The sequence below is a fragment of the Micromonospora sp. Mcm103 genome, from assembly GCF_024519755.1.
Lineage (GTDB): Bacteria > Actinomycetota > Actinomycetes > Mycobacteriales > Micromonosporaceae > Micromonospora > Micromonospora aurantiaca.
This window is the reverse complement of the sequence record NZ_JALJRJ010000002.1, coordinates 201,201-223,423: the sequence shown is the minus strand read 5'-3', so window position 1 is coordinate 223,423 and position 22,223 is coordinate 201,201. Positions and strand designations below refer to the sequence as shown.

The 22,223-nt window shown below is 74.6% G+C and carries 24 protein-coding genes; 17 read left to right on the top strand and 7 right to left on the bottom strand.

From position 1 onward, the window contains the following. The first annotated feature begins 186 nt into the window (after positions 1–186). The 4 genes from OC439_RS03660 to OC439_RS03645 all read left to right on the top strand — a co-directional run bounded on the left by OC439_RS03660 (position 187) and on the right by OC439_RS03645 (position 3,547). Complete coding sequence (locus tag OC439_RS03660) at positions 187–1,404, top strand: glycosyltransferase (RefSeq protein ID WP_262012409.1); 1,218 nt, start codon at positions 187–189, stop codon at positions 1,402–1,404. A 50-nt stretch (positions 1,405–1,454) separates the two neighbouring features. Beyond that, positions 1,455–2,312, top strand: coding sequence for an alpha/beta fold hydrolase (locus OC439_RS03655; RefSeq protein WP_262012185.1), 858 nt, complete (start codon positions 1,455–1,457; stop codon positions 2,310–2,312). 116 nt (positions 2,313–2,428) lie between these two features. Continuing rightward, positions 2,429–3,058 carry a hypothetical protein gene (locus OC439_RS03650; protein ID WP_194800869.1) on the top strand — a complete coding sequence of 210 codons (630 nt, stop codon included), beginning with the start codon at positions 2,429–2,431 and terminating at the stop codon, positions 3,056–3,058. 111 nt (positions 3,059–3,169) lie between these two features. After that, positions 3,170–3,547 (top strand): hypothetical protein, encoded by a 378-nt coding sequence (locus OC439_RS03645; RefSeq protein ID WP_262012184.1) that lies wholly within the window; start codon positions 3,170–3,172, stop codon positions 3,545–3,547. 4 nt (positions 3,548–3,551) lie between these two features. Here the strand turns inward: OC439_RS03645 and OC439_RS03640 are convergent, their stop codons facing one another. Together OC439_RS03640 and OC439_RS03635 are read right to left on the bottom strand one after the other, a co-directional pair. Next, a complete protein-coding gene (locus OC439_RS03640; protein WP_262012183.1) occupies positions 3,552–3,761 on the bottom strand; it encodes a GTPase activator in 210 nt (69 codons plus the stop codon). Between the two features lie 36 nt (positions 3,762–3,797). Continuing rightward, positions 3,798–4,688 carry a DUF72 domain-containing protein gene (locus OC439_RS03635; protein WP_262012182.1) on the bottom strand — a complete coding sequence of 297 codons (891 nt, stop codon included), beginning with the start codon at positions 4,686–4,688 and terminating at the stop codon, positions 3,798–3,800. A 145-nt stretch (positions 4,689–4,833) separates the two neighbouring features. Here OC439_RS03635 and OC439_RS03630 point away from each other — a divergent pair, with 145 nt between their 5' ends. Together OC439_RS03630 and OC439_RS03625 are read left to right on the top strand one after the other, a co-directional pair. Beyond that, complete coding sequence (locus OC439_RS03630; RefSeq protein WP_262012181.1) at positions 4,834–5,526, top strand: hypothetical protein; 693 nt, start codon at positions 4,834–4,836, stop codon at positions 5,524–5,526. A gap of 23 nt (positions 5,527–5,549) precedes the next feature. Further along, positions 5,550–6,287, top strand: a complete 738-nt coding sequence (locus tag OC439_RS03625) for a Pr6Pr family membrane protein (protein WP_262012180.1) — start codon at positions 5,550–5,552, stop codon at positions 6,285–6,287. Positions 6,288–6,300: 13 nt separating this feature from the next. Here the strand turns inward: OC439_RS03625 and OC439_RS03620 are convergent, their stop codons facing one another. The 3 genes from OC439_RS03620 to OC439_RS03610 all read right to left on the bottom strand — a co-directional run bounded on the left by OC439_RS03620 (position 6,301) and on the right by OC439_RS03610 (position 9,442). After that, positions 6,301–8,379 carry a glycogen debranching N-terminal domain-containing protein gene (locus tag OC439_RS03620; protein ID WP_262012179.1) on the bottom strand — a complete coding sequence of 693 codons (2,079 nt, stop codon included), beginning with the start codon at positions 8,377–8,379 and terminating at the stop codon, positions 6,301–6,303. Continuing rightward, positions 8,376–8,753 (bottom strand): SCP2 sterol-binding domain-containing protein, encoded by a 378-nt coding sequence (locus OC439_RS03615; RefSeq protein ID WP_262012178.1) that lies wholly within the window; start codon positions 8,751–8,753, stop codon positions 8,376–8,378. The genes OC439_RS03620 and OC439_RS03615 overlap by 4 nt, the downstream gene beginning before the upstream one ends. Before the next feature lie 182 nt (positions 8,754–8,935). After that, positions 8,936–9,442 carry a mycothiol transferase gene (locus OC439_RS03610; protein WP_262012177.1) on the bottom strand — a complete coding sequence of 169 codons (507 nt, stop codon included), beginning with the start codon at positions 9,440–9,442 and terminating at the stop codon, positions 8,936–8,938. A gap of 99 nt (positions 9,443–9,541) precedes the next feature. Between OC439_RS03610 and OC439_RS03605 the strand changes: the two genes are divergently transcribed. Further along, the gene (locus OC439_RS03605) at positions 9,542–10,057 is read left to right on the top strand and encodes a 2'-5' RNA ligase family protein (RefSeq protein WP_145752617.1); all 516 of its coding nucleotides are present in this window, start codon (positions 9,542–9,544) and stop codon (positions 10,055–10,057) included. 517 nt (positions 10,058–10,574) lie between these two features. Here OC439_RS03605 and OC439_RS03600 read toward each other — a convergent pair. Then, positions 10,575–11,054: a GNAT family N-acetyltransferase gene (locus OC439_RS03600; protein ID WP_262012176.1), complete on the bottom strand. Its 480-nt coding sequence runs from the start codon at positions 11,052–11,054 to the stop codon at positions 10,575–10,577. Between the two features lie 175 nt (positions 11,055–11,229). Between OC439_RS03600 and OC439_RS03595 the strand changes: the two genes are divergently transcribed. The 10 genes from OC439_RS03595 to OC439_RS03550 all read left to right on the top strand — a co-directional run bounded on the left by OC439_RS03595 (position 11,230) and on the right by OC439_RS03550 (position 21,138). After that, the gene (locus OC439_RS03595) at positions 11,230–12,153 is read left to right on the top strand and encodes a hypothetical protein (RefSeq protein WP_262012175.1); all 924 of its coding nucleotides are present in this window, start codon (positions 11,230–11,232) and stop codon (positions 12,151–12,153) included. After that, positions 12,135–12,338: a hypothetical protein gene (locus tag OC439_RS03590; RefSeq protein ID WP_262012174.1), complete on the top strand. Its 204-nt coding sequence runs from the start codon at positions 12,135–12,137 to the stop codon at positions 12,336–12,338. The genes OC439_RS03595 and OC439_RS03590 overlap by 19 nt, the downstream gene beginning before the upstream one ends. Positions 12,339–12,361: 23 nt before the next feature. Continuing rightward, a complete protein-coding gene (locus OC439_RS03585) occupies positions 12,362–13,189 on the top strand; it encodes an MEDS domain-containing protein (RefSeq protein WP_262012173.1) in 828 nt (275 codons plus the stop codon). Further along, positions 13,186–14,148 (top strand): anti-sigma factor RsbA family regulatory protein, encoded by a 963-nt coding sequence (locus OC439_RS03580; RefSeq protein ID WP_262012172.1) that lies wholly within the window; start codon positions 13,186–13,188, stop codon positions 14,146–14,148. The genes OC439_RS03585 and OC439_RS03580 overlap by 4 nt, the downstream gene beginning before the upstream one ends. 135 nt (positions 14,149–14,283) lie before the next feature. Continuing rightward, positions 14,284–15,753 carry a hypothetical protein gene (locus OC439_RS03575; RefSeq protein WP_262012171.1) on the top strand — a complete coding sequence of 490 codons (1,470 nt, stop codon included), beginning with the start codon at positions 14,284–14,286 and terminating at the stop codon, positions 15,751–15,753. Positions 15,754–15,867: 114 nt separating this feature from the next. Beyond that, positions 15,868–16,242: a hypothetical protein gene (locus OC439_RS03570; RefSeq protein WP_194800855.1), complete on the top strand. Its 375-nt coding sequence runs from the start codon at positions 15,868–15,870 to the stop codon at positions 16,240–16,242. Between the two features lie 42 nt (positions 16,243–16,284). Next, positions 16,285–17,235, top strand: coding sequence for a prolyl aminopeptidase (pip, locus tag OC439_RS03565; protein ID WP_262012170.1), 951 nt, complete (start codon positions 16,285–16,287; stop codon positions 17,233–17,235). Positions 17,236–17,300: 65 nt separating this feature from the next. After that, positions 17,301–18,125 (top strand): metallophosphoesterase family protein, encoded by an 825-nt coding sequence (locus tag OC439_RS03560; RefSeq protein WP_262012169.1) that lies wholly within the window; start codon positions 17,301–17,303, stop codon positions 18,123–18,125. After that, positions 18,122–18,784: a 4'-phosphopantetheinyl transferase gene (locus OC439_RS03555; protein ID WP_262012168.1), complete on the top strand. Its 663-nt coding sequence runs from the start codon at positions 18,122–18,124 to the stop codon at positions 18,782–18,784. The genes OC439_RS03560 and OC439_RS03555 overlap by 4 nt, the downstream gene beginning before the upstream one ends. A gap of 92 nt (positions 18,785–18,876) precedes the next feature. Next, positions 18,877–21,138 (top strand): catalase, encoded by a 2,262-nt coding sequence (locus OC439_RS03550; protein ID WP_262012167.1) that lies wholly within the window; start codon positions 18,877–18,879, stop codon positions 21,136–21,138. Between the two features lie 79 nt (positions 21,139–21,217). On the opposite strand, the gene OC439_RS03545 is transcribed toward OC439_RS03550, so the two are convergent. After that, the gene (locus OC439_RS03545) at positions 21,218–22,195 is read right to left on the bottom strand and encodes a DUF2804 domain-containing protein (RefSeq protein WP_262012166.1); all 978 of its coding nucleotides are present in this window, start codon (positions 22,193–22,195) and stop codon (positions 21,218–21,220) included. Positions 22,196–22,223: the final 28 nt, after the last annotated feature.

The window sequence follows — 22,223 nt, the reverse complement described above, 5'->3', positions numbered from 1 at the left end:
CGCCGCCCCACCGGACGCCGGGGCGCCGGCCACCCGCGTCGACACGCTCGTGGCGGCGGCGCGCCGGCTGACCGAGGACGCCGACGCCGCGTACCGACTCGGCGCACGGGCACGCGAGTGGCGGGGAAGCGGTCCGGTCCGGACCGCTTCCTCGCCGACTGGGACCGGATCCTGGAGGACGAGAACATGCGCATCGCGATGATTTCCCAGCATGCCAGCCCGCTCGCCGCCCCCGGCGAGGAGGACGCGGGCGGCCAGAACACGCACGTGGCGGAACTCGCGTCCGCGCTCACCGTTGCCGGCCACGACGTCCGCGTCTACACCCGCCGTGACTCCCCCGAGCTGCCCGAGGCGGTCGACGCGCCGGACGGCTACCAGGTGTGCCACGTGCCGGCCGGTCCCGCGCGGCGGATGCCGAAGGACGACCTGCTGCCGTACACGGGCGAGTTCGGGAGCCGGCTGGCCGACACCTGGCGGCGCGGCGGCTGGACCCCGGACGTGGCGCACGCGCACTTCTGGATGAGCGGGCTGGCCACCGTACACGCGAGCCGTCGCACCGGCGTGCCGACCGTGTTGACGTACCACTCGCTCGGCACCGTCAAGCGTCGCCACCAGGGCGTACGGGACACCAGTCCACCGGGGCGCGCCGGTTACGAGCGGGCGCTCGGCCGGGCCGTGGACCGGGTCGTCGTGCAGTGCTCCGACGAGGTCGCCGAACTGGTGCGGATGGGCGTACCCCGGTCCCGGATGGCGCTCGTGCCGGCCGGCGTCAACGAGGCGGTGTTCCGCCCGGACGGCCCGGTCGCGCCCCGCGACCCGGCCCGCCCGCGCATCCTCACCGTCGGGCGGATGGTCGAACGCAAGGGCTTCCTGGACGTGGTCCGGGCGCTACCGGCGGTGCCGGACGCGGAGTGCGTGGTGGTCGGCGGCCCGCCGGGCCACCTGCTGCCCGCCGACACGTTCGCCCGCCGGCTGTCCGCGCTCGCCGACTCGTGCGGCGTGGCCGACCGGGTACGGCTGCTCGGCGGCGTGCCGCGCGAGGAGATGGCCGCCTGGTACCGGTCGGCGGACGTGCTCGTGGCCGCCCCCTGGTACGAGCCGTTCGGGCTCACCCCACTGGAGGGCATGGCCTGCGGCGTGCCGGTGATCGGCACGAACGTGGGCGGCATCGCCGACAGCGTGGTGGACGGGCTCACCGGCGACCTGGTGCCGCCGCGTGACCCCCGCGCGCTCGGCACCGCGGTGCGCCGGCTGCTCGGCGACAACGTGCGCCGGTTCGCGTACGCCACCGCCGCGCTCGACCGCGTCCGCAGCCGGTACTCCTGGAGGCGCTGCGCGGAGCAGCTCGTCGCGGTCTACGGCGCGCTGACGAACGCGGCCCGGCCCGCACCGGCGGTGGCGTGAGGCGACCCCTTGCTACCCACCGGTAAGGTTCGGGCCGTACCCTGATCCGGGTGAGCGGGGACTACACCCAGGAGTACGTGGACGTCGACGGCGCGCGCATCGGCGTGCAGGTCTACCCGGAGCCGGCCGGTCCGCCCGGCGCGCCGGTGGTGCTGATCTGGCCCGCGATGGGCGTGCGCGCCCGCTACTACCGGCCGTTCGCCGCCGCGCTGCGCGACGCCGGGCTCGCGGTGATCGTGGCCGACCTGCGCGGCACCGGCGAGAGCACCCCGGTGCCGTCGCGCGCCTGCCGGTACGGCTACCAGGAGATGGCCGCCGACGTCGGCGCCGTGCTCGACGCGCTCAAGCCCCGGCTGGACGGCCGCACCCGGCTGCTGCTCGGGCACTCGCTGGGCGGGCAGGTGGCGGTGCTGCACCAGGCGCTGGACGACGACGACCGGGTGGACGGGCTGGCCCTGGTGGCGGTGGGGCTGCCGTGGTGGCGGACGTACCCGGGCCTGCGCGGGTGGGGTGTGCTGCCGTACACCCAGGCCATCGCGGCGACGGCGCGGCTGCTCGGCGTCTGGCCGGGCTGGGGTTTCGGCGGCCGGCAGGCACGCGGCGTGATCCGGGACTGGGCGCACACCGCCCGCACCGGCCGGTTCCCGGCGCTGGACGGCGTGGACACGGAGGCCGCCGTGCGGCGGATCCGGACGCCGGTGCTCGCGGTCAGCGTCGACGACGACCAGTACACGCCGCACGAGACGCTCGACCACCTCTGCGGGAAGCTGACCGCGGCGCCGGTGACGCGGCACCGCTACACGGCCGCCGAGGCGGGCGCGCGGCTGGACCACTTCACCTGGGTACGCGCGTCGGCGCCGCTTGCCGCCCGGATCGCCGCGTTCGCGGACACGCTCCCCCGGCGCTGAGCCACGCCGGCACTGAGCCACGGCAGGCACGCTCCCCCGCCGGTGAGCCACGCCCGGGCGTGAGTCGCCCGATCGTGGGTATGCCGCACCGCCCGAACACGGCGGAGGGGGATCTGATGTCAGAACGGCACACCACGCTGCGCTCGATGCACGACCTGGGCCTGGCGGCCTGGTTCGGCGGTTCCCTGATGGGGGCGCTGGGCGTGAACGGCGCGGCGGCGCGGATCAACGACACGACCGAGCGGCTGCCGGTGGCCTCGGCCGGATGGGCGCGGTGGACACCGGTGAACGCGGCGGCGATCGGCGCGCACCTGGCCGGCGCGGTCGGTGAACTGGTCACCGAGAGCCCGCGGATGGCCCGCCAGGCGGGCGTGGGGAAGATGAGCGCGGTGAAGACCGCGCTGACGGTCGGCGCGCTGGCGGTGACCGGCTACAGCCGGCTGGTCGGCATGCGGCTGGAGAAGGCCGGCGGGCCGCCGGTCGAGGGGACCACCGAACCGAACCACCACACCCCGGCGAACGTCGCCGCCAGTCAGCGGCAGATGAAGCTGCTCCAGTGGGCGGTTCCGGCGCTGACCGGCGCGCTCGTCGTGGTGTCGGCGTACATGGGCGAGCAGCAGAAGCCGGGCCAGGTGTTCCGGGGCATGCTCGACCGCGCGGGCGGGCTGATGGCCGCGCCGAAGAACATCGGCAAGGTGGCCGCCGTGGGCGCGGCCGGCCGTCACCTGGTCGGGGCGAGCCGCTGACCACCGCGCGGCCGACGACCCACATCGGGGTGGGTCGTCGGCCGCGCGGTGCACCGGGACAGGCCGTCCGCAGGCGGACGGCACGGACATCAGCAGCCAGGCGAGGTGACAATGACCAGCAGGGACCGGCCGGGTGACGGGCGTGGGCCGGAGTCGGCAGCGCCGTGGGGCACCACCGACGGCTTCGACGCCGACCCGCCGTGGGGCGCGGGAGAGCACGACCCGATGGACGAGGGCAGCGAGGAGACCGCCGTACCCGAAGGGCGGCGCGGTGAGCGCCGGGCGGCGGGCGCCGGGCCGGGCGGGCCGAAGGCGGGCCGGCACGGGTTCGGATCCGTCGAGCCGACCCGGACGGCCGAGGCCGGGCCGGGCGCGCCGCCGGATCCCGCCCCGTCGGGGCGGACGTTCCCGGACGACAGGGCGGACGGCGACCTCGGCGACAACGCGCTGGAGGAGGCGACCGGGATGCGTCCGGAGACGCGTCCCTGAGCCGTCAGGAGCCGGTGCCGTCCTCATCCGGGTCGCCGAGCGCGGACGGCTCGTTGTCCGGCACCGGCGACCCGGCCACCGGGTGCCCGGTGTCGTCGACCAGGCCCGGTGCCATGCTGCCGCCGTGCGCCTCCTCGGCCTCCCGGGTCGCCCGCGGATCCCGCTCGTCCTCGTCGCGCCGCTTCTGCACCGATCCCCCTTCGCTGTCGTCCATGCCTCCGGCGGTACCCGGACGGCGGCTGCGGAAACGTCAGGCGCGCGCGGCGGCGGGGGCGACGCCGAGCAGGTCGGCCAGGCGGGCGGCGTCGCGCTGGGCCTGGTCGCCGCAGCAGTTGTTCATCAGCACGTGCAGTTCGGCGCACTGGTCGGCCAGTTCGCGCAACAGCACCGACCAGTGCCTCAGCTCCCGTTCCCCGTAGGCGTAGCGGAACCGTTCCTGCTTGTCGCCGCTCTCCCAGGCCGTGCTGTGCCCGTGGAACCGGATCACGGCCAGGTCGGTGGTGGCGACCAGGACCGGCGGCACCGAGGAGACGTGCCCCTGCGGCATGTCCACGCAGGCGTACCCGAGATCGTGCTCGCGCAGGAACGTCACGGTCTCGGCCATCGCGTCCCCGTCGAACCAGGACGAGTGCCGCAGCTCGACGGTGACCGGCCAGGGACGGCAGCGCCGGGCCGCGTCCAGGATCCGCCGCCGGGCCGCCTCACCGCGGGCCAGCCACGGCGGGAACTGCAACAGCACGGCGCCGAGCCGGTCGGCCGCCGCGAGCGGCGCCAGCGCCGCGTGGAACCGGTCCCACACCTCGTCGTACGCCCCGGCGGGCAGGTCGCGCCAGCGGATCCGGCTCGGGCCGCCGGCCGGGCGCAGGTCCTTGGGCAGCGCGTCCACAGGGGTGTGGTGGCCGGTGAACAGACGGAACGCCTTGACGTCGAAGGTGAACCCGTCCGGCGTCGCGGCCGCCCAGCCCGCCGTGGTCTCCGGCGCCGGCACGGCGTAGTACGACGTGTCCACCTCGACCAGTCCGAACCGCTCCGCGTACCAGCCGAGCCGGCCGGCGGGCGTGTTGACCCCGCGCGGATACCAGCCGGAGCGGACCAGCATCTGGTCGGCCCAGGACGACGTGCCCACCTTGATGACACCCATGTAATTCAGTTCACCGCGACCGCCGGACATCGGCAACCGGAGATGCCCTCTCCGGGGCCTGACCGGCATCGGGTGACCGGCCTCACCGGGGCTTCGCGCCGACCGCGTGTGACGCCGGGCCGGGTCGAGGCGCTGAGGTCATGAGATGGACGCATCCGGTCTGGACCAGGAAACCGTCGAGCGGCTGCTCGCCGGCCATTCCGGCGACGCGCCGTCCGCTCCGCCGGCCCTGCTCGCCGTGCTGGCCGCGGTCCGGGCCGCACCCGGCGCGGGCGAGCTCGACGGCGAGGCGGCAGCGGTCGCCGCGTACCGGTCGGCCCGGCGGATGCGCCGTCGCCGCCGTGTCCGCTTCGGTGTCCGGGTGGCGGTGGCCGGGCTCGCCGCGTCCCTCACCGGTGGTGTCGCGCTCGCCGCGACCGGGAACCTGCCGCACGCCGCACGACCGGCGGCACCTCCGATCGGTACCGCGCCGCCCGCGCCGGAGACCCGTCCGGCCCGGCCGGCCGGCTCGCCGGGCCCCGGGACACCGCAGCCGTCCGCACCGCCGGGACTGTGCGTCGCGTACCGGGCGCTCGCCGAGCCGGACCGGGGACGCGCCCTCGCCACACCCGCCTTCAGCGATCTCGTCACCGCCGCCGGGGGGCACGACCGGGTGCCGGACTACTGCGCCGGGCTGCTGGGCGACGACGATCCGCCGGGCCGGGCCGGCGGCGGGCGAGGCGGCGGCCGGACCGCGCACCCGGTCCGCCCGTCCGGCGGACCGCCGGGCGTGGACGTCCCCGCGCCGGAGCACGCCGGGCCGCCGTCGGGCACCCCGCCCGGGCGGCGGGCCGGTTGACGACCGGCTGGTAACTTGCCCGCGTGACCCCCCGGCGTCGCCTGTCGGCGATCCTCCTCCGCGTGGCAGTGGTGCTCGCCGTGCTGGCCGGCATCGTCCTCACCGCGCTCGGCCCGGCCACGGTGACCGGCCTGCTGCCGTACTTCACCATCCAGAGCAACGTGGCGGTCGGCGTCGTCGCCGGGTACGCCGCCTGGTGCGCGCTGCGCCACCGGCCCGAGCCGCCGAGTGCCCTCAAGGGAGCGGTGACCCTCTACATCACCATCACCGGCACCGTCTACCACCTGGTGCTGGCCAACCCGGCCAGCCCGTTCGCGATGGCCCAGCCGGACCGGCAACCGGGTGAGTGGTGGGGCAACCAGTTCCTGCACACCGTGGTGCCGCTGCTGGCGGTCGCCGACTGGGCGCTGTTCGACAGGCGCGGCCGGCTGCGCCCCCGGTACGCCGCCTGGTGGCTGGTGTTCCCGCTCGGATACCTCGGGTTCGCGCTGGTACGCGGCCTGGTCGTGGACAGGTACCCGTACCCGTTCATCGACGCGGGCGAGCTCGGCTACGACGGGGTGGCGGTCAGCGCGGTCGGGTTCGCCACGGTGTTCTGGCTGCTGGGCCTGCTGTTCGTGGGCGTGGACCGGCTGCTCGCCCGGGCCGGGCGCGCCGAACCGGCGACCCCGGCGGCCGCGCCCGGCGCGGTGGAGCCGCCGGCCGCGGCCGGGCCGGAGGAGCCGCCGGTGGTCCAGCGGGAGACCACCGGCTCGGCCTGAGCGGCCCGGCGGATCAGGCGGCGCGCCGGGCCGGCCCGCCCGCGCGGATCCGGCGGCCCGCGCCGCGTTCCCGGCCGTACGAGTCGGCCCGCCCCCAGCGGCCCGGCACGTCGAGCAGCTCGATCCGCCCGAAGCCGGCCGGAACGGCCGGGTTCACCAGCAGGTTCTCGCCGCACGGGCGCAGCCCCAGCATGGTCGCCAGCAGCATCAGCAACCCGCTCGACGCCCACGACTGCGGTCGCCCGGCCTCCGGCAACTGGACCGGGTACTTGGTCAGCGCGCGGGGGTAGCCGGCGATCGTCTCCGGGACCGATCCGCCGAGCGTCTCCGCCATCGCGAACACGCCGGCGGCGATGTCGGCCGCCTCCTCGTCGTAGCCGTACCGCCGCAGCCCCGCCGCGACGATCGCGTTGTCCCAGGGCCACACCGCGCCGAGGTGCGCGCCGACCGGGTTGTACGGCCGCTGCCCCTGCGCGTAGGTGCGCACGCCCCAGCCGGAGAACAGGTCCGGCCCGCGCAGGTGCCCGGCCAGCGCGTCGGCCCGTTCCGGCGCCACGATGCCGCTCCACAGCAGGTGCCCCAGGTGCGAGGTGAGCGCGTCGACCGGCTCACCGTCCGGGGTGAGCGCCAGCGCGTAGTAGCCGCGCTGCGGCAGCCAGAAGTCGCGATCGAACCGCTCCCGCAGGCGCGCCGCGTCGGCCTCCAGGCGCTCGGCGTAGGCCGGGTCGCCCCAGAACTCCCGGGCCAGGCGGGCGCCCCGGATCCGCGCGTCGTACGCGTACCCCTGGAGCTCGCACGTGGCGCGCGGGTACGGCGGCTCCACGCCGTGCCGGTCGACGATCGCCGCCGGCGAATTGCGCCAGGTCTGGTTGGCGACCCCGGTGTCGGTGTTGCGCGGCTGGTAGCGCAGGTAGCCGTCGCCGCACTGGTCGCCGTAGCGGGTCAGCCAGTCCAGCGCCATCCGGGCCGGGTGCCGCAGTTCGTGGACCAGGTCGGCGTCACCGGTCCAGCGCTCGTACTCGTCGAGCAGGATCACGAACAGCGGGGTGGTGTCGGCGGCGCCGTAGTAGAGCGCGGTGGGCTGCTCGTCGAACGCGGCCGCCTCGCCGTACCGCAGCTCGGCGACGATCTTGCCGGGTTCCTCCTCGTGCCGGTCGTCGAGCCGGCCGCCCTGCGCCATCGCCAGCATGTGCAGCGTTCCCGGGGTCAGCTCGGGCGTGAACGGCAGCGTCTGGAGACAGGTGATCAGCGCATCCCGCCCGTACAGCGCCATCGCCCAGGGCATCCCGCCGACCGGCACCCGCTCGCTGTAGGCCAGCGGCATGTAGCGCAGCGCGGCCAGGTCGGTCAGGGCCTGCCGGTACACGGCGGCCGGCCCGGGCCGGTCGGCGACCAGGTGCGGCGCCCGGTCGTACCACCGTTCGAGGTCGTCGCGCATGTCCTGACGGACGTGCTGCCGGTGCGACTCGATGCCGGCCCGCAGGTCCCGCCCGCCGGCTCCCTGGATGACCATGGCGACGTGCAGGTCGACCTGCCACTTGCCCTGCGGCTCGACGCGGATCCGGAAGGTCATCCCGCGCGCGTCCACCTCCCCCGGGACCGTGCTGGAGACGCACGTCTCCCGGGTGAATCGCCCACGCTCGTACCGGATCCGCAGCCGCCGCTGCTCCGGTTCGGGGATGACGGTCGGCCGGCGCGGGCCGGGACGCAGGATCTCGGAGGTGTCGGCGAAGTCGCCGGCCATCTCCATCCGCACCGTGTACTCGGCGGGCTCGGCCGAGTGGTTCAGCACCGTGAGGCTCTCGTGGTACGCCTCGTCGATCGAGCGGTGCCGGATCACCGAGACGTCGGCGTCCACGTAGTGGCTGGCCGCGCCCGGCACCAGCACGAAGCGGGTCTCGAAGTAGGTCAGGTCGTCGCGGGACAGCGCGTGCAACCGCTCGCCGTCGATCGTGAGCACCCAGTGGGACAGGAACCGGGTGTCGAACGAGAACAGGCCGATCGGCGCGGACGGGTCGCGTTCCATGTCCCCCTGCGCGTCGCTCACGGCGAACGCGTTGCCGGCGAGGACATGGACCAGCTCCTGCCTCATCGGGCCGCCACCCGGGCGCCGGCCACGTCCCGGGGGTCCCGGGCGTCCGGCGGGCCGGGGAAGAGCCGGCGCAGCGTCATCAGCAGCTTGAGTTCGCCCTGCACGGCGAGGTCGTTGCGCAGCAGCGCGGCGGCCGGGTGCAGGCGCCCCGCCGCGATCCGGTCGAACACCTCGCGGTTCGCGCCGACCACCAGGTCGGCCTCCTCGGCCAGGCGGTCCACCCGGACGTCCTGCCGGTCGATGGTCAGGTACCAGTGCTCGGTGCGGCCGTCGTCGCGCAGGTCCAGGCGGATGGTGCCGGAGGTGGTCTCGGGCAGCTCCGGGTGCCGGCCGGCGGTTCCCCGGGTCAGGTGTTCCACGGCCGAGACGCTCATCGGGCCTTCCTCGTCGGTGGTCGCGGCCGGCGCCGCTCGTCCCGCAGCGTCCCCGCATCGCGGGTGAGGCGAACTCACCCGAACCGGGTGAGGCGCGGCGGGTATCCCTGCGGCCATGCCGACGGCCGGGGACGCCACCGCCGACCGGGTGCTGCTCGCGCTGCGCCGGGCCGGCGCGGCGCTCAGCGCAGGATGAGTCCCCGCACGTACGCGGCCTGCCCGACGTGCTGGAGGTCGTCGTCGAGCACGCTCACCAGCCGCACCCCGAGCGTCACCGGCGGATCCCAGTTCTCGTCCACCACCCGGTCGAGGTCGGCCGGGCGCAGGCCGCGCAGGTACGCGAGGCTCCGGTCCACCACCGCCCGGTGGTAGTCGAGCAGCACAGCGCCGTTCTCGGGGCGTACCGCGGCGATCTGCTCCGGGCCGTGCCCGAAGCCGGTGTCGGCGGGGTCCGGCGACAGGCCGCAGCGCGCCGCCCAGTCGCCGGTGGCCCACAGCTGCGGCTCCCCCATCACGTCGGCCACGTGGTCGTCCTGGATCCGGGTCAGGTGCCAGACCAGCCAGCCGACCGGGTTCGCCCCGTCGGCCGGCACCCGCCGCAGCTGGGCCGCGTCGAGCCCGTCGAGCGCCCCGGCGACCAGATCGGGCAACCGCCCGTACGCCTCGGTCAGCACGTCCGTCGCGTCCACGTGTCCCTCACTCCCTGCCGTCTTCTGCCGTCCCCTCGGGCAGTACCGCCCAGCGTGCCCGGCAAACCTCGGCGCGGGCCCCGCCTCTAGGGTGATCGCGTGGTCGCGGCGCTGGAGCTGTATCTGGACACCGACGCCACCCGGCGGATCCGGGTACTGTGGGACCTGCTGGAGTCCGACGGGGTGCCGAGCATGCGGTCCCTGCTGGCGCAGCGGCACCGCCCGCACGTCTCGCTGGCGGTCGCGCCCCGCCTGGACCCGCACCGCGTCGCCGAGGCGCTCGCCGGAACCGTGGTGGCCGCGCCGCTGCGGCTGGAGTTCCAGCACGCCGGGCAGTTCGTCGGGCGGGTCCTCTGGCTCGGGCCGGCGCCGACGCCCGAGCTGCTGGCGCACCACGCCGCCGTGCACGAGCGGCTGGCGCGGGCCGGCGTCGAGGTGGTGGAGCACTACCGCCCGGGCCGCTGGGTGCCGCACTGCACGCTGTCGATGCGGGTACCGAACCCGCTGATGGGCGCGGCGGTGCGTCGCTGCCTGGAGGTGCTTCCGCTGACCGCGACGGTGGTCGGCGCGGCGGTGGCCGACCACGCCCGCGACATCTCCCACCCCCTCCCCTGACCCCCTCCCCACCAAGCTCCACGCCCACTCCCCCCGACCTGGTGTCGACCATGGCCCTGTCCGCACGGAGGACGCCCCCGCTCGACACCACCCTGTCCGCGCCCCCGAGCCAAGCAGCCCCCTCCACACCCGTGATCCACACCAGTTCCCCGAAGTGGCGCCATCCTCGTCCATGATCAACACCAGTTCGGGGAAATGGCGGCATCAGGCCACCTCGGATGCAGCCACCTCCCCGAACTGGTGTCGATCACGAGGTCGACAGCACGCGAGGGCCATCGCCGTCACGCGGACAACAGCCAGACCCCACCAGCCGCCAGCGCGCACCCCTCCCCACCTCCACCACTGGGCCGACCCTCGGAATCCAGGGGACATGGTCCACACCATCTCGCTGAAGTGGCGACATCCCCGCCCCAAGATCGACACCAGCTCGGGGAAATGGCGGCATCAGACCACCTCGGATGCAGCCACCTCCCCGAACTGGTGTCGATCTTGGGCGGGGGCAGCGGCGGCGAGCCGGTCACGTCAAGGGAAGGCGAGGGTCGGTTCCGGTGAGGTCGAGAAGGAACGTCGGGTAGTCCGGCTGTGGGCACGGGTCGCCCCGATGACCGAGCCGCTCGTAGAACGGCGCCGCCCGCTCGTGGTGGGCCTGCCACTCCAGGTGCCGGGCCCGCCCGCCGGCCCAGCGCCGCACCGCCGTGAACAAGGCACGGCCCACCCCGTCACGCCGCCGGTCCGGAACGACGTACAGGTCGTGCAGGCGTACGGTGCGGTGCGCGTCGCCGGAACGCAGGTGCGGGCCGTGGTCCTGGGCGGCGGCGTACCCGGCCAACCCGCCCGCGTCGATGGCACCGAGCAGCGCCCAGCGGGGGTCGGCGAGCAGCGCGGCGAACCGCAGCCGGTGGGCCTCCGGCGGGTCGTCGCCCACACCCATGTCCCGCAGCATCGGCCACAGCTGCGGCCAGTCCGGCACGCGCAGGTCCCGCACGATGATCGGCATCGGACCAGGATGCGGGCGGGACCGCGCGGCGGCGACCGGGTTTCGCGCCATCTGCGGCCGCCCTGACGATCGGGACCGAACCGACGCAAGCTGGTAAAAGCGCAGGTCAGAGCCATTCTGGCCACCCGAAGACGTGCGGCCGGAGCGGCAGCGAAGCACGTCGAAGGAGAGCCTCATGGCCGCACCCGTCGTCCGTTCCGTCACCGCCGACCAGACCGTCCTGCTACCAGGGCAGTCGACCACCGTCCGGGTGGACGCCTACCACCCCGACTCGCGCCTGCTGACGCTCGCCGGCCGGGTCAGCGACCCCACCGGCGTCACCTGGGACAGCCCGGTCCGGGTGGACCTGAGCGTCCCGTTGACCATCCAGCTCGCCGGCGCCTCGCCGGGGGTGACAGTCACACCGAGCGGCACCGAACCGGGCCGCTTCACAGTCACCGTGCTGGCCGGCCGGGGCACGGTGACGCTGACCGCGACGGCGCGTGACGGCGCCGGCCGCACCGGCACGGGCACCGCCACGCTGACCGTGCCGCTGCTGGTCGGGATGAGCGCCGAGAAGGGCGCCCGGACCCAGCGGGCGGTGGCCGACTACCCGGGCATCCGCTACATGCGCGACTTCGGCACGGACGGCCCGGACGCGGACGCGCTGCCGGAACTGCCCCCGCTGAACGCGGGCAAGTTCGCCGACGCGCCCTCGGCCGTCATGCACGTCAGCTGGAAGGACGACGTCGAGCAGCTGGCCGGCTGGCTCGACGGCGTGAACCGCCCGATCTACCTGACCTGGTACCACGAGCCGATGGGCGACGTGACCCCCGCCACGTACCGGGCGACGGCGAGCCGGGTGACGCAGATACTGGCGGCGCACCGCAACCGGCGGTGGGTGCTCGGGCACGGCCCGATCGTGACCCGCTACTGGCTCGACGAGGGGCGCGGCAACCCGGCCGACTGGGGTTACCCGGGCATGACCCACTACGGCGTGGACTGCTACTCCCGGGACACCGCCGCGTACTGGCCCGCCTCCCGGATGTTCGGCTGGCCTTCGGCAAGGTGCGCGCCGCGTACCCGGGGATCCGGCTGCTGGTGCCCGAGTACGGCCTGAGCCGCATCGCCGCGGACACCACCGGCGCGGGCCGGGCGCGGACGATCCGCGAGCACGTCACCTGGCTGCGGCAGCAGAACGACGTGGACGCGATCGCGTACTGGAACAACTGGGCCGAGTTCGAGCTGGGTGACCCGCCGCTCGAGGCCACGGCCTGGCGCGATCTCCAGGTGGGCCCGGCATAGACTGGGCCCATGAGGCGGAGTCGGTGACCAGCGGGAGCGTGACGTACCCGGGCTACACCCACGGCTGCCTCGCCTACGACGACCCGGCCGTGCTGCGCGCGCTGACGGTCGAGCAGGTAAGCGCGGGTCTGGCCGCCGGTGAGCAGGTATGGGTGGTCTGTCCGGAGGATCGCGCCACCGTCACCGGCTGGCTGGCCTCGGTTCCCGGGGTCGACGCCGCGCGCCGGCGGGACGCGCTACGGCTGGTTCCCGTCGGCGAGGCGTACCGGCACGACGAGATCGTCGATCCCGACCGGCAGGTCCAGGCGTACGTGCGGGCCACCACCGAGGCGCTGACCGCGGGGCACACCGGCCTGCGGGTGCTGGCGGAGGCGACGAGCCTGGTCCGCAGCCCGGCCCAGCGGGACGCGTTCGCCCGCTACGAGCACCGGATCGACCACTGGATGCGGCACCGGCCGATGTCGGCGGTGTGCGCCTACGACCGCCGGCAGCTGGACGACGCGGCGATCGCCGAGCTGGCCTGCCTGCACTCGGTGACGAACGCGGACGTGCTGTTCCGGCTGCACGCCGGCGACGGCGACTCGGTGGTGGCGCTGGCCGGCGAGCTGGACCCGTCCAACCACCGGGACTTCGCCGCCGCGCTGGAGCGGGCCGACCCGCGGCCGGTGGCGGGCCGGGTCGTGTTCGACGCCGCCGAGCTGCGTTTCGTCGACCACCGCAGCCTGCTGCATCTGCGCGACCACGCCCGCCGGCACGACGCCGTCGCGGTGCTGCGCACGCCGAGCCGCGCCCCGGCCCGGCTCGTCGACCTGCTCAGTCTGTCGGAGGTACGGGTGGAGGTCGTCCGATGAGGAGCGGCGCGGCCTTCGGCCACGTGGGCTACTTCCACGAGGCGTTCGTCTACGACTCCGACGAGGAGTTGCTGGCGGTGGCGCTGCCGTTCCTGCTGGACGGGATCGCGGCGGGCGAGCCGACGGCGGTGAACCTGGACGAGCGCAACGCCGAGCTGGTGCGCCGGGCGCTGCCCACCGGCGCCGAGGTCACGTTCCTGCCGGTCAGCGACGTCTACGCCCGGCCCAGCGTCGCGCTGCGTTCCTACCGGGAACTGCTCGCCTCGTACGTGGCGGCGGGGGCGGCGCAGATCCGGATGGTCGGCGAGCTGCCGCCGGTGCTGCTCGGCGCGACCTGGGACTGGTGGGCGCGCTACGAGTCGGCGATCAACCACGCCTACGACGACTTCCCGCTCTGGGGCATCTGCGCCTACGACCGCCGGGGCACGCCGCCGCGTGTGCTCGCCGACGTGGCGCGTACCCATCCGCTGGTGGCGCGGCCGGACGGCAGGCACGAGGCGGCGGGTCTCTACACCGAGCCGACGAGCTACCTGACCGAGTTCCGGCCGGCGCCCCCGGACCCGGTGCAGCGGACCGTGCCGCTGGTCGAGCTGGTCGACCCGACGCCGGCCCGTGCGCGAGCCGAGGTGCGCGCCGCCGACCGTGGCCTGCTGCCGCCCGACGGCCTGGACGGCCTGGTCATCGCGGTCAGCGAGGTGGTGAGCAACGCGCTGCGCCACGGCGAGCCGCCGGTGTGCCTGCGGTTGTGGCGCGCACCGGACCGGATCGTGGTGACCGTCCACGATCGGGGGACCGGCCCAAAGGACCCGTTCGCCGGGCTGCTGCCGGCGGGCGACGGTTCCGACGGTGGTCTGGGCCTGTGGATCAGCCACCAGAGTTGCGACCACGTGACGTACCACAGGGACGCGACCGGCTTCACCATCCGCCTGACGGCGGGGAACCCGCACTTCCCGGTCTGACCGTGCCGCCGGTCGGCGGGCAGGGGGCGGGGCGGGGCGAGCCTCGCGCGCGGACGCGGTACCGTAGCGCCTCATCGTGCCCTGCGGGGCGGTCATCCGCCGGCCTGGCGCTGGCGAACCGACGGAGGATGGCGAATGTCCAACGGTGCCGAGCCGTTCGCACCCCACGACGACCTGTCCGGGCGGCCCCGGTTCGATCCCGCGTTGCGCGGCTACGACAAACGTCAGGTGGACCGGTACGTCGAGCAGATCGACGCCGAGGTGAGCGCGCTGACCGCCGCGCGGGACCGGGCGTACGCGCAGGTGCGCGACCTGACCGCGCAGGTGCAGCGGGCGCAGGCCGAGGCGGTGGAGCTGCGGGACCGTCCGTCGGCGGTGGACCGGGCGTCCTTCCGCGACCTCGGCCCGATGGTGGACCAGATCCTGGACCTGGCCGAGAAGCAGGCCGGCCAGATCACCGACGTGGCCACCCGGCGCGCGGAGGACGTCCAGGGGCAGGCGGAGAAGCTGCTCGCCGCCGCGCAGGAGCAGGCCGCGCGGGAGCGGCGTGAGCTGGACGAGGAGCTGTCCGCCCGCCGGGCCGAGCAGGAGCGGCTGGACGAGGAGCGGCGGGCGGCCGCGCAGGCGGAGCTGACCGCGGTGCGGGAGCTGGCGGAGAAGCTGCGCGTCGAGGGTCAGGCCGTGCACGACCGGGCCCAGCAGGAGGCGAAGCGGATCAGCGAGCAGAGCGCGCAGCAGGTCGAGCAGGCGCGCTCGGCGTCCGAGGCGCTGGTGAAGGCCGCGCGGACGCAGATCCAGCAGGAGGTCCAGGCCAACCGCAGCAAGGCCCAGCAGGAGCTGGCCCAGTGGCAGGCCACGATGGCCAAGGAGCTGGACGAGCGGCGGGCCGCCGCCGAGCAGGAGCTGGCCGACCGGGCCGCCGCGGCGGAGAAGGACATCGCCGCGCTGGTCGCCGAGGCGCAGCAGTACGCCACCGAGGTCCGGGAGCGGGCCGACGAGGAGACGGCGGCGCACCAGGAGCAGCTCGCCGGCGTGCAGCGGGAGATCCAGCAGCGGCAGGAGACGCTGACCGGGCTCAAGGCGGAGCTGGAGAGCGTCTCCCGGCAGCTGGAGGACACCCGCCAGGAGATCGCCACCATCGAGCGGACCGGCGCGGAGGTGGAGGAGCGGCTGGTCGGCGTACGCCGGGAGCTGGCCGCGGAGACCAAGCGGCTGGACGAGGCGCGGCGCGCGGCGGACCTGGCCGAGCAGCACGCGAAGGAGACCCGGGCCCGGGTGCAGCGGGAGGCCAAGCGGGTCGCCGACCTGGCCGCGGCGGCGGTCATGGCGGCGGCCGCGGGCGGCGGGGAGACCGCCGAGTACCCGCAGGTGCCGGCGCGCCCGCCGATCACCGTGCCGGCCGAGGTGACACCCCGGGCCGTGGACGGGCGGACCGAGCCGGACGCGATCGAGCCGGACCGGTCGGAGCCGCCCGCGGTGGAGCCGTTCGTCGAGCGGCTGGACGGGCCGAGCTTCGACGCGTTCGCGGTCCGCACGCCGGCTCCACGCGGTGCGCCCGAGGCGGAGACGACGGGTACGGACAACGGCGTACCGGCCACCGCCTGAGACGTCGGCGCCGCCGGTCCGGCGGCACCGCATCTTGCTCATCGACCTTGCTCTATGCAAATATTTGGATCGATCTGCTGGTGCATCTCGATCTTTATTCGGGGGTTGACGGGTATGCGGAAGATCTCCTCCATCGGTGCCGCCGTCGTCCTGACCGTCGCATCGGCGGGCGCCGTGGTGGCCGGCACGGCCGCACCGGCGAGCGCCGGGTGCAGCCACTCGCACTCCAACGTGGACAGCAAGTTCGGCCAGCTGTTCAACGCCACGAACGTCAACATCCGCACCGGCCCGCACACCACCTGCGCCTCCCTGGGTTACGGGCAGCTCAGTCACACGGTCGACTTCCACTGCTTCGCCAGCGGCGACCGGGTCAGCGCGAACGGCCACACCACCTACACGTGGACCTACCTGCGGGACGTCACCACTGGTGTCTCCGGCTGGGTCGCCGACGCGCTGCTGGACAACCTCGGCGGCAACGTCGCCTGCTGACGGGGCCACCCGGCGCGCCCGCGGCGGGCACAATGACCGGGCATGACCGGTCTGCACCCGCCCGTCGAGCCGTACGCCACCCACCTGCTCCCGGTCGGTGACGGCCACGTCCTGTACGTGGAGGAGGTCGGCCGGCCGGACGGCGTACCAGTGGTGTTCCTGCACGGCGGGCCCGGCGGCGGCCTGGTGCCGGCGGCCCGCCGGTTCTTCGACCCCGCGCGCCACCGGGCCGTGCTGTTCGACCAGCGCGGCGCCGGCCGCAGCACCCCGCACGGCGAGGTGCGCGCCAACACCACCTGGCATCTGGTGGCCGACCTGGAGACCATCCGGCAGCGGCTGGGCATCGACTCGTGGCTGGTGTTCGGCGGCTCGTGGGGCACCACGCTCGGCCTGGCGTACGCGCAGGCGCACCCGGAGCGGGTGAGCGGCCTGGTCCTGCGTGGGGTGCTGCTGCTGCGGAGCAGCGAGCGGGACTGGTTCTACCAGGGCGGGCTGCGCCACCTCCAGCCCGAGGAGTGGGAGCGGTTCGTGGCGCCGATCCCACCGGACGAGCGCGACGACGTGCTGGCCGCGTACCACAGACGGTTGCACGGCCCGGACCAGGCGCGGGCCCGGGAGTACGCGCGGGCCTGGGGACGGTGGGAGGCGGTCAACTCGTCGATACGGCCCGACCCGGAGATGCTCGCCCACTTCACCGCCGACGACCACGCGCTGCCGGTGGCCCGGATCCTGTCGCACTACGCGGTGCACGGCGGCTTCCTGGCCGAGGGTCAGTTGCTCGACGGCGTGGACCGGATCCGGCACCTGCCCGCCGTGATCGTCAACGGCCGGTACGACATGTGCTGCCCGCCGGTGTCCGCGTACGACCTGGCCCGCCGGTGGCCGGAGGCGACGCTGCGGATCGTGCCGGAGGCCGGGCACTCCGCCGCCGAGCCGGCCGTCACCCGGGAGGTGCTGCGGGCACTCGACGAGGTGACCGCGAGGGTCGGCTGACCGGTGCCGAACCCCCACCGGTCCGCGCCTGGTCATCGGCGACCTCCGCTGGCAGGATCGGCCGGGTGACGGGTGCGCTGTACGCGGTCAGTGACCTCCACGTGTCGTACGCGGAGAACCGCGCGGTGGTGGACGGCCTGCGGCCGGAGACGGCGGACGACTGGCTGATCGTGGCCGGGGACGTCGGCGAGGTCTTCGCCGACATCGAGCGGACGCTGCGGCTGCTGCGCGACCGGTTCGCGCGGGTGGTGTGGGCGCCGGGCAACCACGAGCTGTGGACCAGCCCGAACGACCCGGTGACGCTGCGCGGGGTGGCCCGCTACGACGCCCTCGTGGCGATGTGCCGCGAGCTGGGCGTGCTGACCCCGGAGGACGACTACCCGGTGTGGCGCGGTGCGGGCGGGCCGGTGACGGTGGCGCCGCTGTTCCTGCTCTACGACTACTCGTTCCGCGCCCCCGGCACCACCACCAAGGAGGAGTCGCTGCGCGCGGCGTACGACGCCGGCGTGGTGTGCACCGACGAGATGATGCTGCACCCGGACCCGTACCCGGACCGGGAGTCCTGGTGCGCGGCGCGGCTGGAGGTGACCCGGCGGCGGCTGGAGGCCACCGACCCGGCGCTGCCGACAGTGCTGGTCACCCACTGGCCGCTGGTGCGCCAGCCCACCGAGGTGCTCTGGTTCCCGGAGTTCGCCCAGTGGTGCGGCACCGACCGGACGGCCGACTGGCACGTGCGTCACCGCGCCGTCGTCGCGGTCTACGGCCACCTGCACATCCCGCGCACCACGCACTACGACGGGGTGCGGTTCGAGGAGGTGTCGCTGGGCTACCCGCGCGAGTGGCGGCGCCGGGGCGGTGAGCCGGCGCCGATGAAGCGGATCCTCGGATGATCGGGGCGCTGCTGCCGGCCGGGGCGCTGGCCGTCGAGGCGTTCGCCGACGTGCCGGACGAGGCGCCGTACCCGGGCGAGGAGGACCTGGTCGCCCGCGCGGTGGCAGCCCGCCGCCAGGAGTTCGTGACGGCCCGCCGCTGCGCGCGGGAGGCGCTGGCCCGCCTCGGGTACGCCCCGGCGCCGATCCGGCCCGGTCCCCGGCGGGAACCGGTCTGGCCGGCCGGCGTGGTGGGCAGCATCACGCACTGCACCGGCTACCGGGCGGCGGCGGTGGCCCCGGCCGAGGCGCTGGCCGGGCTGGGCATCGACGCCGAGCCGCACGAGCCGCTGCCCGACGGGGTGGCCGGGGTGGTCACAGTGGCGGGCGAGCCGGAGCGGCTGGCCGCGCTGCGCGACGCCGACCCGGGGACGCACTGGGACCGGCTGCTGTTCAGCGCCAAGGAGTCGGTCTACAAGGCGTGGTACCCGCTGACCGGGCGCTGGCTCGGGTTCGAGGAGGCGGAGCTGACCTTCGATCCGGACGGCCGGTTCACCGCCCGGATCCTGGTCGACGGCACCCGCACCGACGGCGGCCCGCCGCTTGACGTCCTGGACGGCCGCTGGCTGGTCGCCGGCGGGCTGCTGCTCACCGCCGTGGCCGTGCCGCGCCGGTCCTGACCAGCGATACCGCGATTGTTCCGGTTTGCCCGCCCTGAGCTGGGGTAGGGCCGAAAGGGCCTGGACATTTAGCTGTAGGAGGACAGGTCCTGATGGAATCCAGCAAGCCCGCCCAGATCGTCAAAGGTGTCGTCGAAGCCGCCGTCGAGAAGGTCGGCGACGCGCTGACTCCGGACGTGCCGGGCGCTCCCGGCAGCGCGCCGCCACCGCTGGAGGAGCCGACCACGCCGCACGGGCCGCTGCCGCCCAAGGCCGAGCAGGGCGCGCCGGACACCCGGACCCCGACCGGCGCCGAGACCGGCGTGCCGAAGATCGCCAAGGGGCAGCAGGGCGCGTACCTCACCACCGCCAACGGCGCCCGGCTGCGCGACACCGACCACTCGCTCAAGGCCGGTCCGCGCGGCCCGGTCCTGCTCCAGGACCACCACCTGCGGGAGAAGATCACCCACTTCGACCACGAGCGGATCCCGGAGCGGGTGGTGCACGCCCGGGGCGCGGGCGCGCACGGTACGTTCGTCGCCAACGGCGCCGCCGAGAAGGTCACCCGGGCCGGGTTCCTCAAGAAGGGCCGCGAAACGCCGGTCTTCGTCCGCTTCTCCACCGTGCTGGGCTCGCGCGGGTCGGCCGACACGGTCCGCGACACCCGCGGCTTCGCCACCAAGTTCTACACCGACGAGGGCACGTTCGACCTGGTCGGCAACAACATGCCGGTCTTCTTCATCCAGGACGCGATCAAGTTCCCGGACGTCATCCACGCCGGCAAGCCACACCCGGACCGGGAGATCCCGCAGGCGCAGAGCGCGCACGACACGTTCTGGGACTTCGTCTCGCTGCACACCGAGGCACAGCACCACACCATCTGGAACATGTCCGACCGGGGCATCCCGCGGTCCTACCGGACCATGGAGGGCTTCGGCGTCCACACCTTCCGGATGGTCGACGACGCCGGGGCGACGGTGCTGGTCAAGTTCCACTGGAAGCCGAAGCTCGGCGTGCACTCCCTGGAGTGGGAGGAGGCCCAGCTGATCAGCGGCATGGACCCGGACTTCCACCGCCGCGACCTGTACGACGCCATCGAGGCCGGCGCGTTCCCCGAGTGGGAGCTGGGCATCCAGGTCTTCCCGGACACGCCGGAGGAGACGTTCGCCGGGATCGACCTGCTCGACCCGACGAAGATCGTGCCGGAGGAGCTGGCGCCGGTACAGGCGATCGGCACCCTCACCCTCAACAAGACGCCGCGCAACTTCTTCGCCGAGACCGAGCAGGTGGCGTTCCACGTCGGGCACCTGCCGCCCGGCATCGACGTCACGAACGACCCGCTGATGCAGGGCCGCCTCTTCTCGTACGTGGACACGCAGCTCACCCGCCTGGGCGGGCCGAACTTCACCCAGATCCCGATCAACCGGCCGCACGCCGACGTCAACGACATGCTGCGTGACGGCTTCCACCAGCACGCGGTGCACGCGGGCGTGGCGCCGTACCGGCCGAACTCGCTGGACGGGGGCAACCCGTTCCCGGCCGGCGACCGCGAGCACGCGTTCGTGGACACGCCGGTGACGGTGGCCGAGGCACCGAAGGTGCGGGCCGCACCTGCGTCCTTCGACGACCACTACAGCCAGGTACGCCTGTTCTGGCAGAGCATGTCGCCGGTGGAGAAGGAGCACATCATCCGGGCGTACACGTTCGAGCTGGGCAAGTGCTACCACCAGGCGATCAAGGAGCGGCAGCTCCAGTGCCTGGCGAACGTCGACCCGGTGCTGTGCGAGCAGGTGGCCACCGGCCTGGGCCTGCCCGTGCCGCAGCCCACCGTGCCGCTCGCGGAGGTGCAGCCCAGCCCGGCGCTGTCCCAGGTGGGCCGGGAGTGGCCGGCCGACGGCCGGATGGTCGGCATCGTGGTCGACGCCCAGGCCGACCTGGGCGACGTGCACGAGGTACGCCGGGCGGTGACCGCCGCCGGCATGGTGCCGCTGCTGATCGCCGCGCACGGCGGCACCGTCGACGGGCTGCCGGTGCAGCGCACGTTCGCGACCGGCCGCTCGGTCGAGTTCGACGCGGTGCTGCTGGCCGGCGCACCGGCCCCGGCGCCGGACGCGCTGCCGGCCCGCGACGCCAAGGCCGGCGCGCCGGGCTCGGCCACCGTCGACCCGCGGGTGCTGCTGCTGGTCGAGGAGGCGTGGCGGCACGCCAAGGTGATCGGCGCCTGGGGCGCGGGCGCCGAGGTGCTGAACCAGGCCGGCGTCACCGGCACGCCGGGCGTGGTGACCGGTGGTTCCGGCACCGAGGTGCTCGGCGAGGTGCAGCGGCTGATGGCGGCGCACCGGGTCTGGGAGAGGTTCCCGGCCTCGGTCGCCTGACCCCGAAGTCGCGCGTGGGGCGGTCCCGGGCGGGGCCGCCCCACGCTGTGCGTACGGCCCGGCCCGGCGGGGACCGGCCTCACCAGCGGTTGCGGGCCTCCTCGGCCCAGCCGACCAGGCCGTCCAGATCCACGCGCCCGCCGTCGTCTGTCGCCGCCCAGCCGGTGAAGTTCCCGAAGCACTGGTGCGTCTCCCCGGCCAGCACGAGCAGGTTGGTCCGCGCCACCCGCTCGTGGAACGGGTGGAACGTGACGTCCACCCGGTCACCGGTGATCCGCCACGGCCGCAGCCAGTCGGTACGGTCGTACTCCCAGGTCAGATCCGCGCCGATCTTGTGCAGCCGCCCGTCGACGAACACCGCGTTCTCGGTCGAGCCGGTGCCGTCGGTCCACTTGCCGCCGAGCTGGATCGCCCGGCCCGGCCCGCTGCCGGCCGCCCAGTTCCACCGCACCGCGTACCGCCACTTGCCCCGGCCGTGGTCGAGCGCCGCGTACGACCCCTCCCCCACCGGGTACGCCGTGCCGTCCACTGTGATCGTGCCGTGCACCGGCCGGCCGATGTCCTTGACCGTGTACTGGAACCGTCGCGTGCTCCACGGCACCACCACGCCGAGCGACTCGTGCCCCGGCGGCAGCGGCACGGTCAGGTCCACCTCGACGCCGGGTGCGCTCGCCCGCAGCGTACTGCCGTCCGGGCCCTGCTCCACCGCGATGGTCAGGTTCCCGCCCCGGGCGCGGACCGGACCGGCGCCGCTGACCGGCGGCAGCACCGTGCCCCGGGCGAACGGCACCACCGCCTCCGCCGTGGTCTCCCGCCCGGTACGCCGGTCGAGCAGATAGAGGCTCTGCACCCCGGCGTAGTCGAGCGACGACGCGACAAGGCCGAGGATGTGGGTCGGAGTCACCACGCCCCAGTGCTCCCACCGCTTGGCCCGGCCCCAGCCGCGCAGGTTCGCCCGGTGCAGCGGCCGACGACTCCAGCCGACCGCGTCCGGATTCAGCCGCCCGTCCGGCCGGCACAGGTCGACCGGCTCGGTGATCTCCCGCTCATGCGTCATCGCCGCAGGCTACCGACGGCGGCGCGGG

Coding starts and splice junctions, on each gene's coding strand:
- OC439_RS03635 (WP_262012182.1), bottom strand. CDS start 4,688: ATGGGTGTCATCAAGGTGGGCACGTCGTCCTGGGCCGACCAGATGCTG.
- OC439_RS03545 (WP_262012166.1), bottom strand. CDS start 22,195: ATGACGCATGAGCGGGAGATCACCGAGCCGGTCGACCTGTGCCGGCCG.
- OC439_RS03650 (WP_194800869.1), top strand. CDS start 2,429: ATGTCAGAACGGCACACCACGCTGCGCTCGATGCACGACCTGGGCCTG.
- OC439_RS03555 (WP_262012168.1), top strand. CDS start 18,122: ATGATCGGGGCGCTGCTGCCGGCCGGGGCGCTGGCCGTCGAGGCGTTC.
- OC439_RS03630 (WP_262012181.1), top strand. CDS start 4,834: ATGGACGCATCCGGTCTGGACCAGGAAACCGTCGAGCGGCTGCTCGCC.
- OC439_RS03620 (WP_262012179.1), bottom strand. CDS start 8,379: ATGAGGCAGGAGCTGGTCCATGTCCTCGCCGGCAACGCGTTCGCCGTG.
- OC439_RS03600 (WP_262012176.1), bottom strand. CDS start 11,054: ATGCCGATCATCGTGCGGGACCTGCGCGTGCCGGACTGGCCGCAGCTG.
- OC439_RS03660 (WP_262012409.1), top strand. CDS start 187: ATGCGCATCGCGATGATTTCCCAGCATGCCAGCCCGCTCGCCGCCCCC.
- OC439_RS03640 (WP_262012183.1), bottom strand. CDS start 3,761: ATGGACGACAGCGAAGGGGGATCGGTGCAGAAGCGGCGCGACGAGGAC.
- pip (WP_262012170.1), top strand. CDS start 16,285: ATGACCGGTCTGCACCCGCCCGTCGAGCCGTACGCCACCCACCTGCTC.
- OC439_RS03595 (WP_262012175.1), top strand. CDS start 11,230: ATGGCCGCACCCGTCGTCCGTTCCGTCACCGCCGACCAGACCGTCCTG.
- OC439_RS03575 (WP_262012171.1), top strand. CDS start 14,284: ATGTCCAACGGTGCCGAGCCGTTCGCACCCCACGACGACCTGTCCGGG.
- OC439_RS03550 (WP_262012167.1), top strand. CDS start 18,877: ATGGAATCCAGCAAGCCCGCCCAGATCGTCAAAGGTGTCGTCGAAGCC.
- OC439_RS03645 (WP_262012184.1), top strand. CDS start 3,170: ATGACCAGCAGGGACCGGCCGGGTGACGGGCGTGGGCCGGAGTCGGCA.
- OC439_RS03615 (WP_262012178.1), bottom strand. CDS start 8,753: ATGAGCGTCTCGGCCGTGGAACACCTGACCCGGGGAACCGCCGGCCGG.
- OC439_RS03570 (WP_194800855.1), top strand. CDS start 15,868: ATGCGGAAGATCTCCTCCATCGGTGCCGCCGTCGTCCTGACCGTCGCA.
- OC439_RS03580 (WP_262012172.1), top strand. CDS start 13,186: ATGAGGAGCGGCGCGGCCTTCGGCCACGTGGGCTACTTCCACGAGGCG.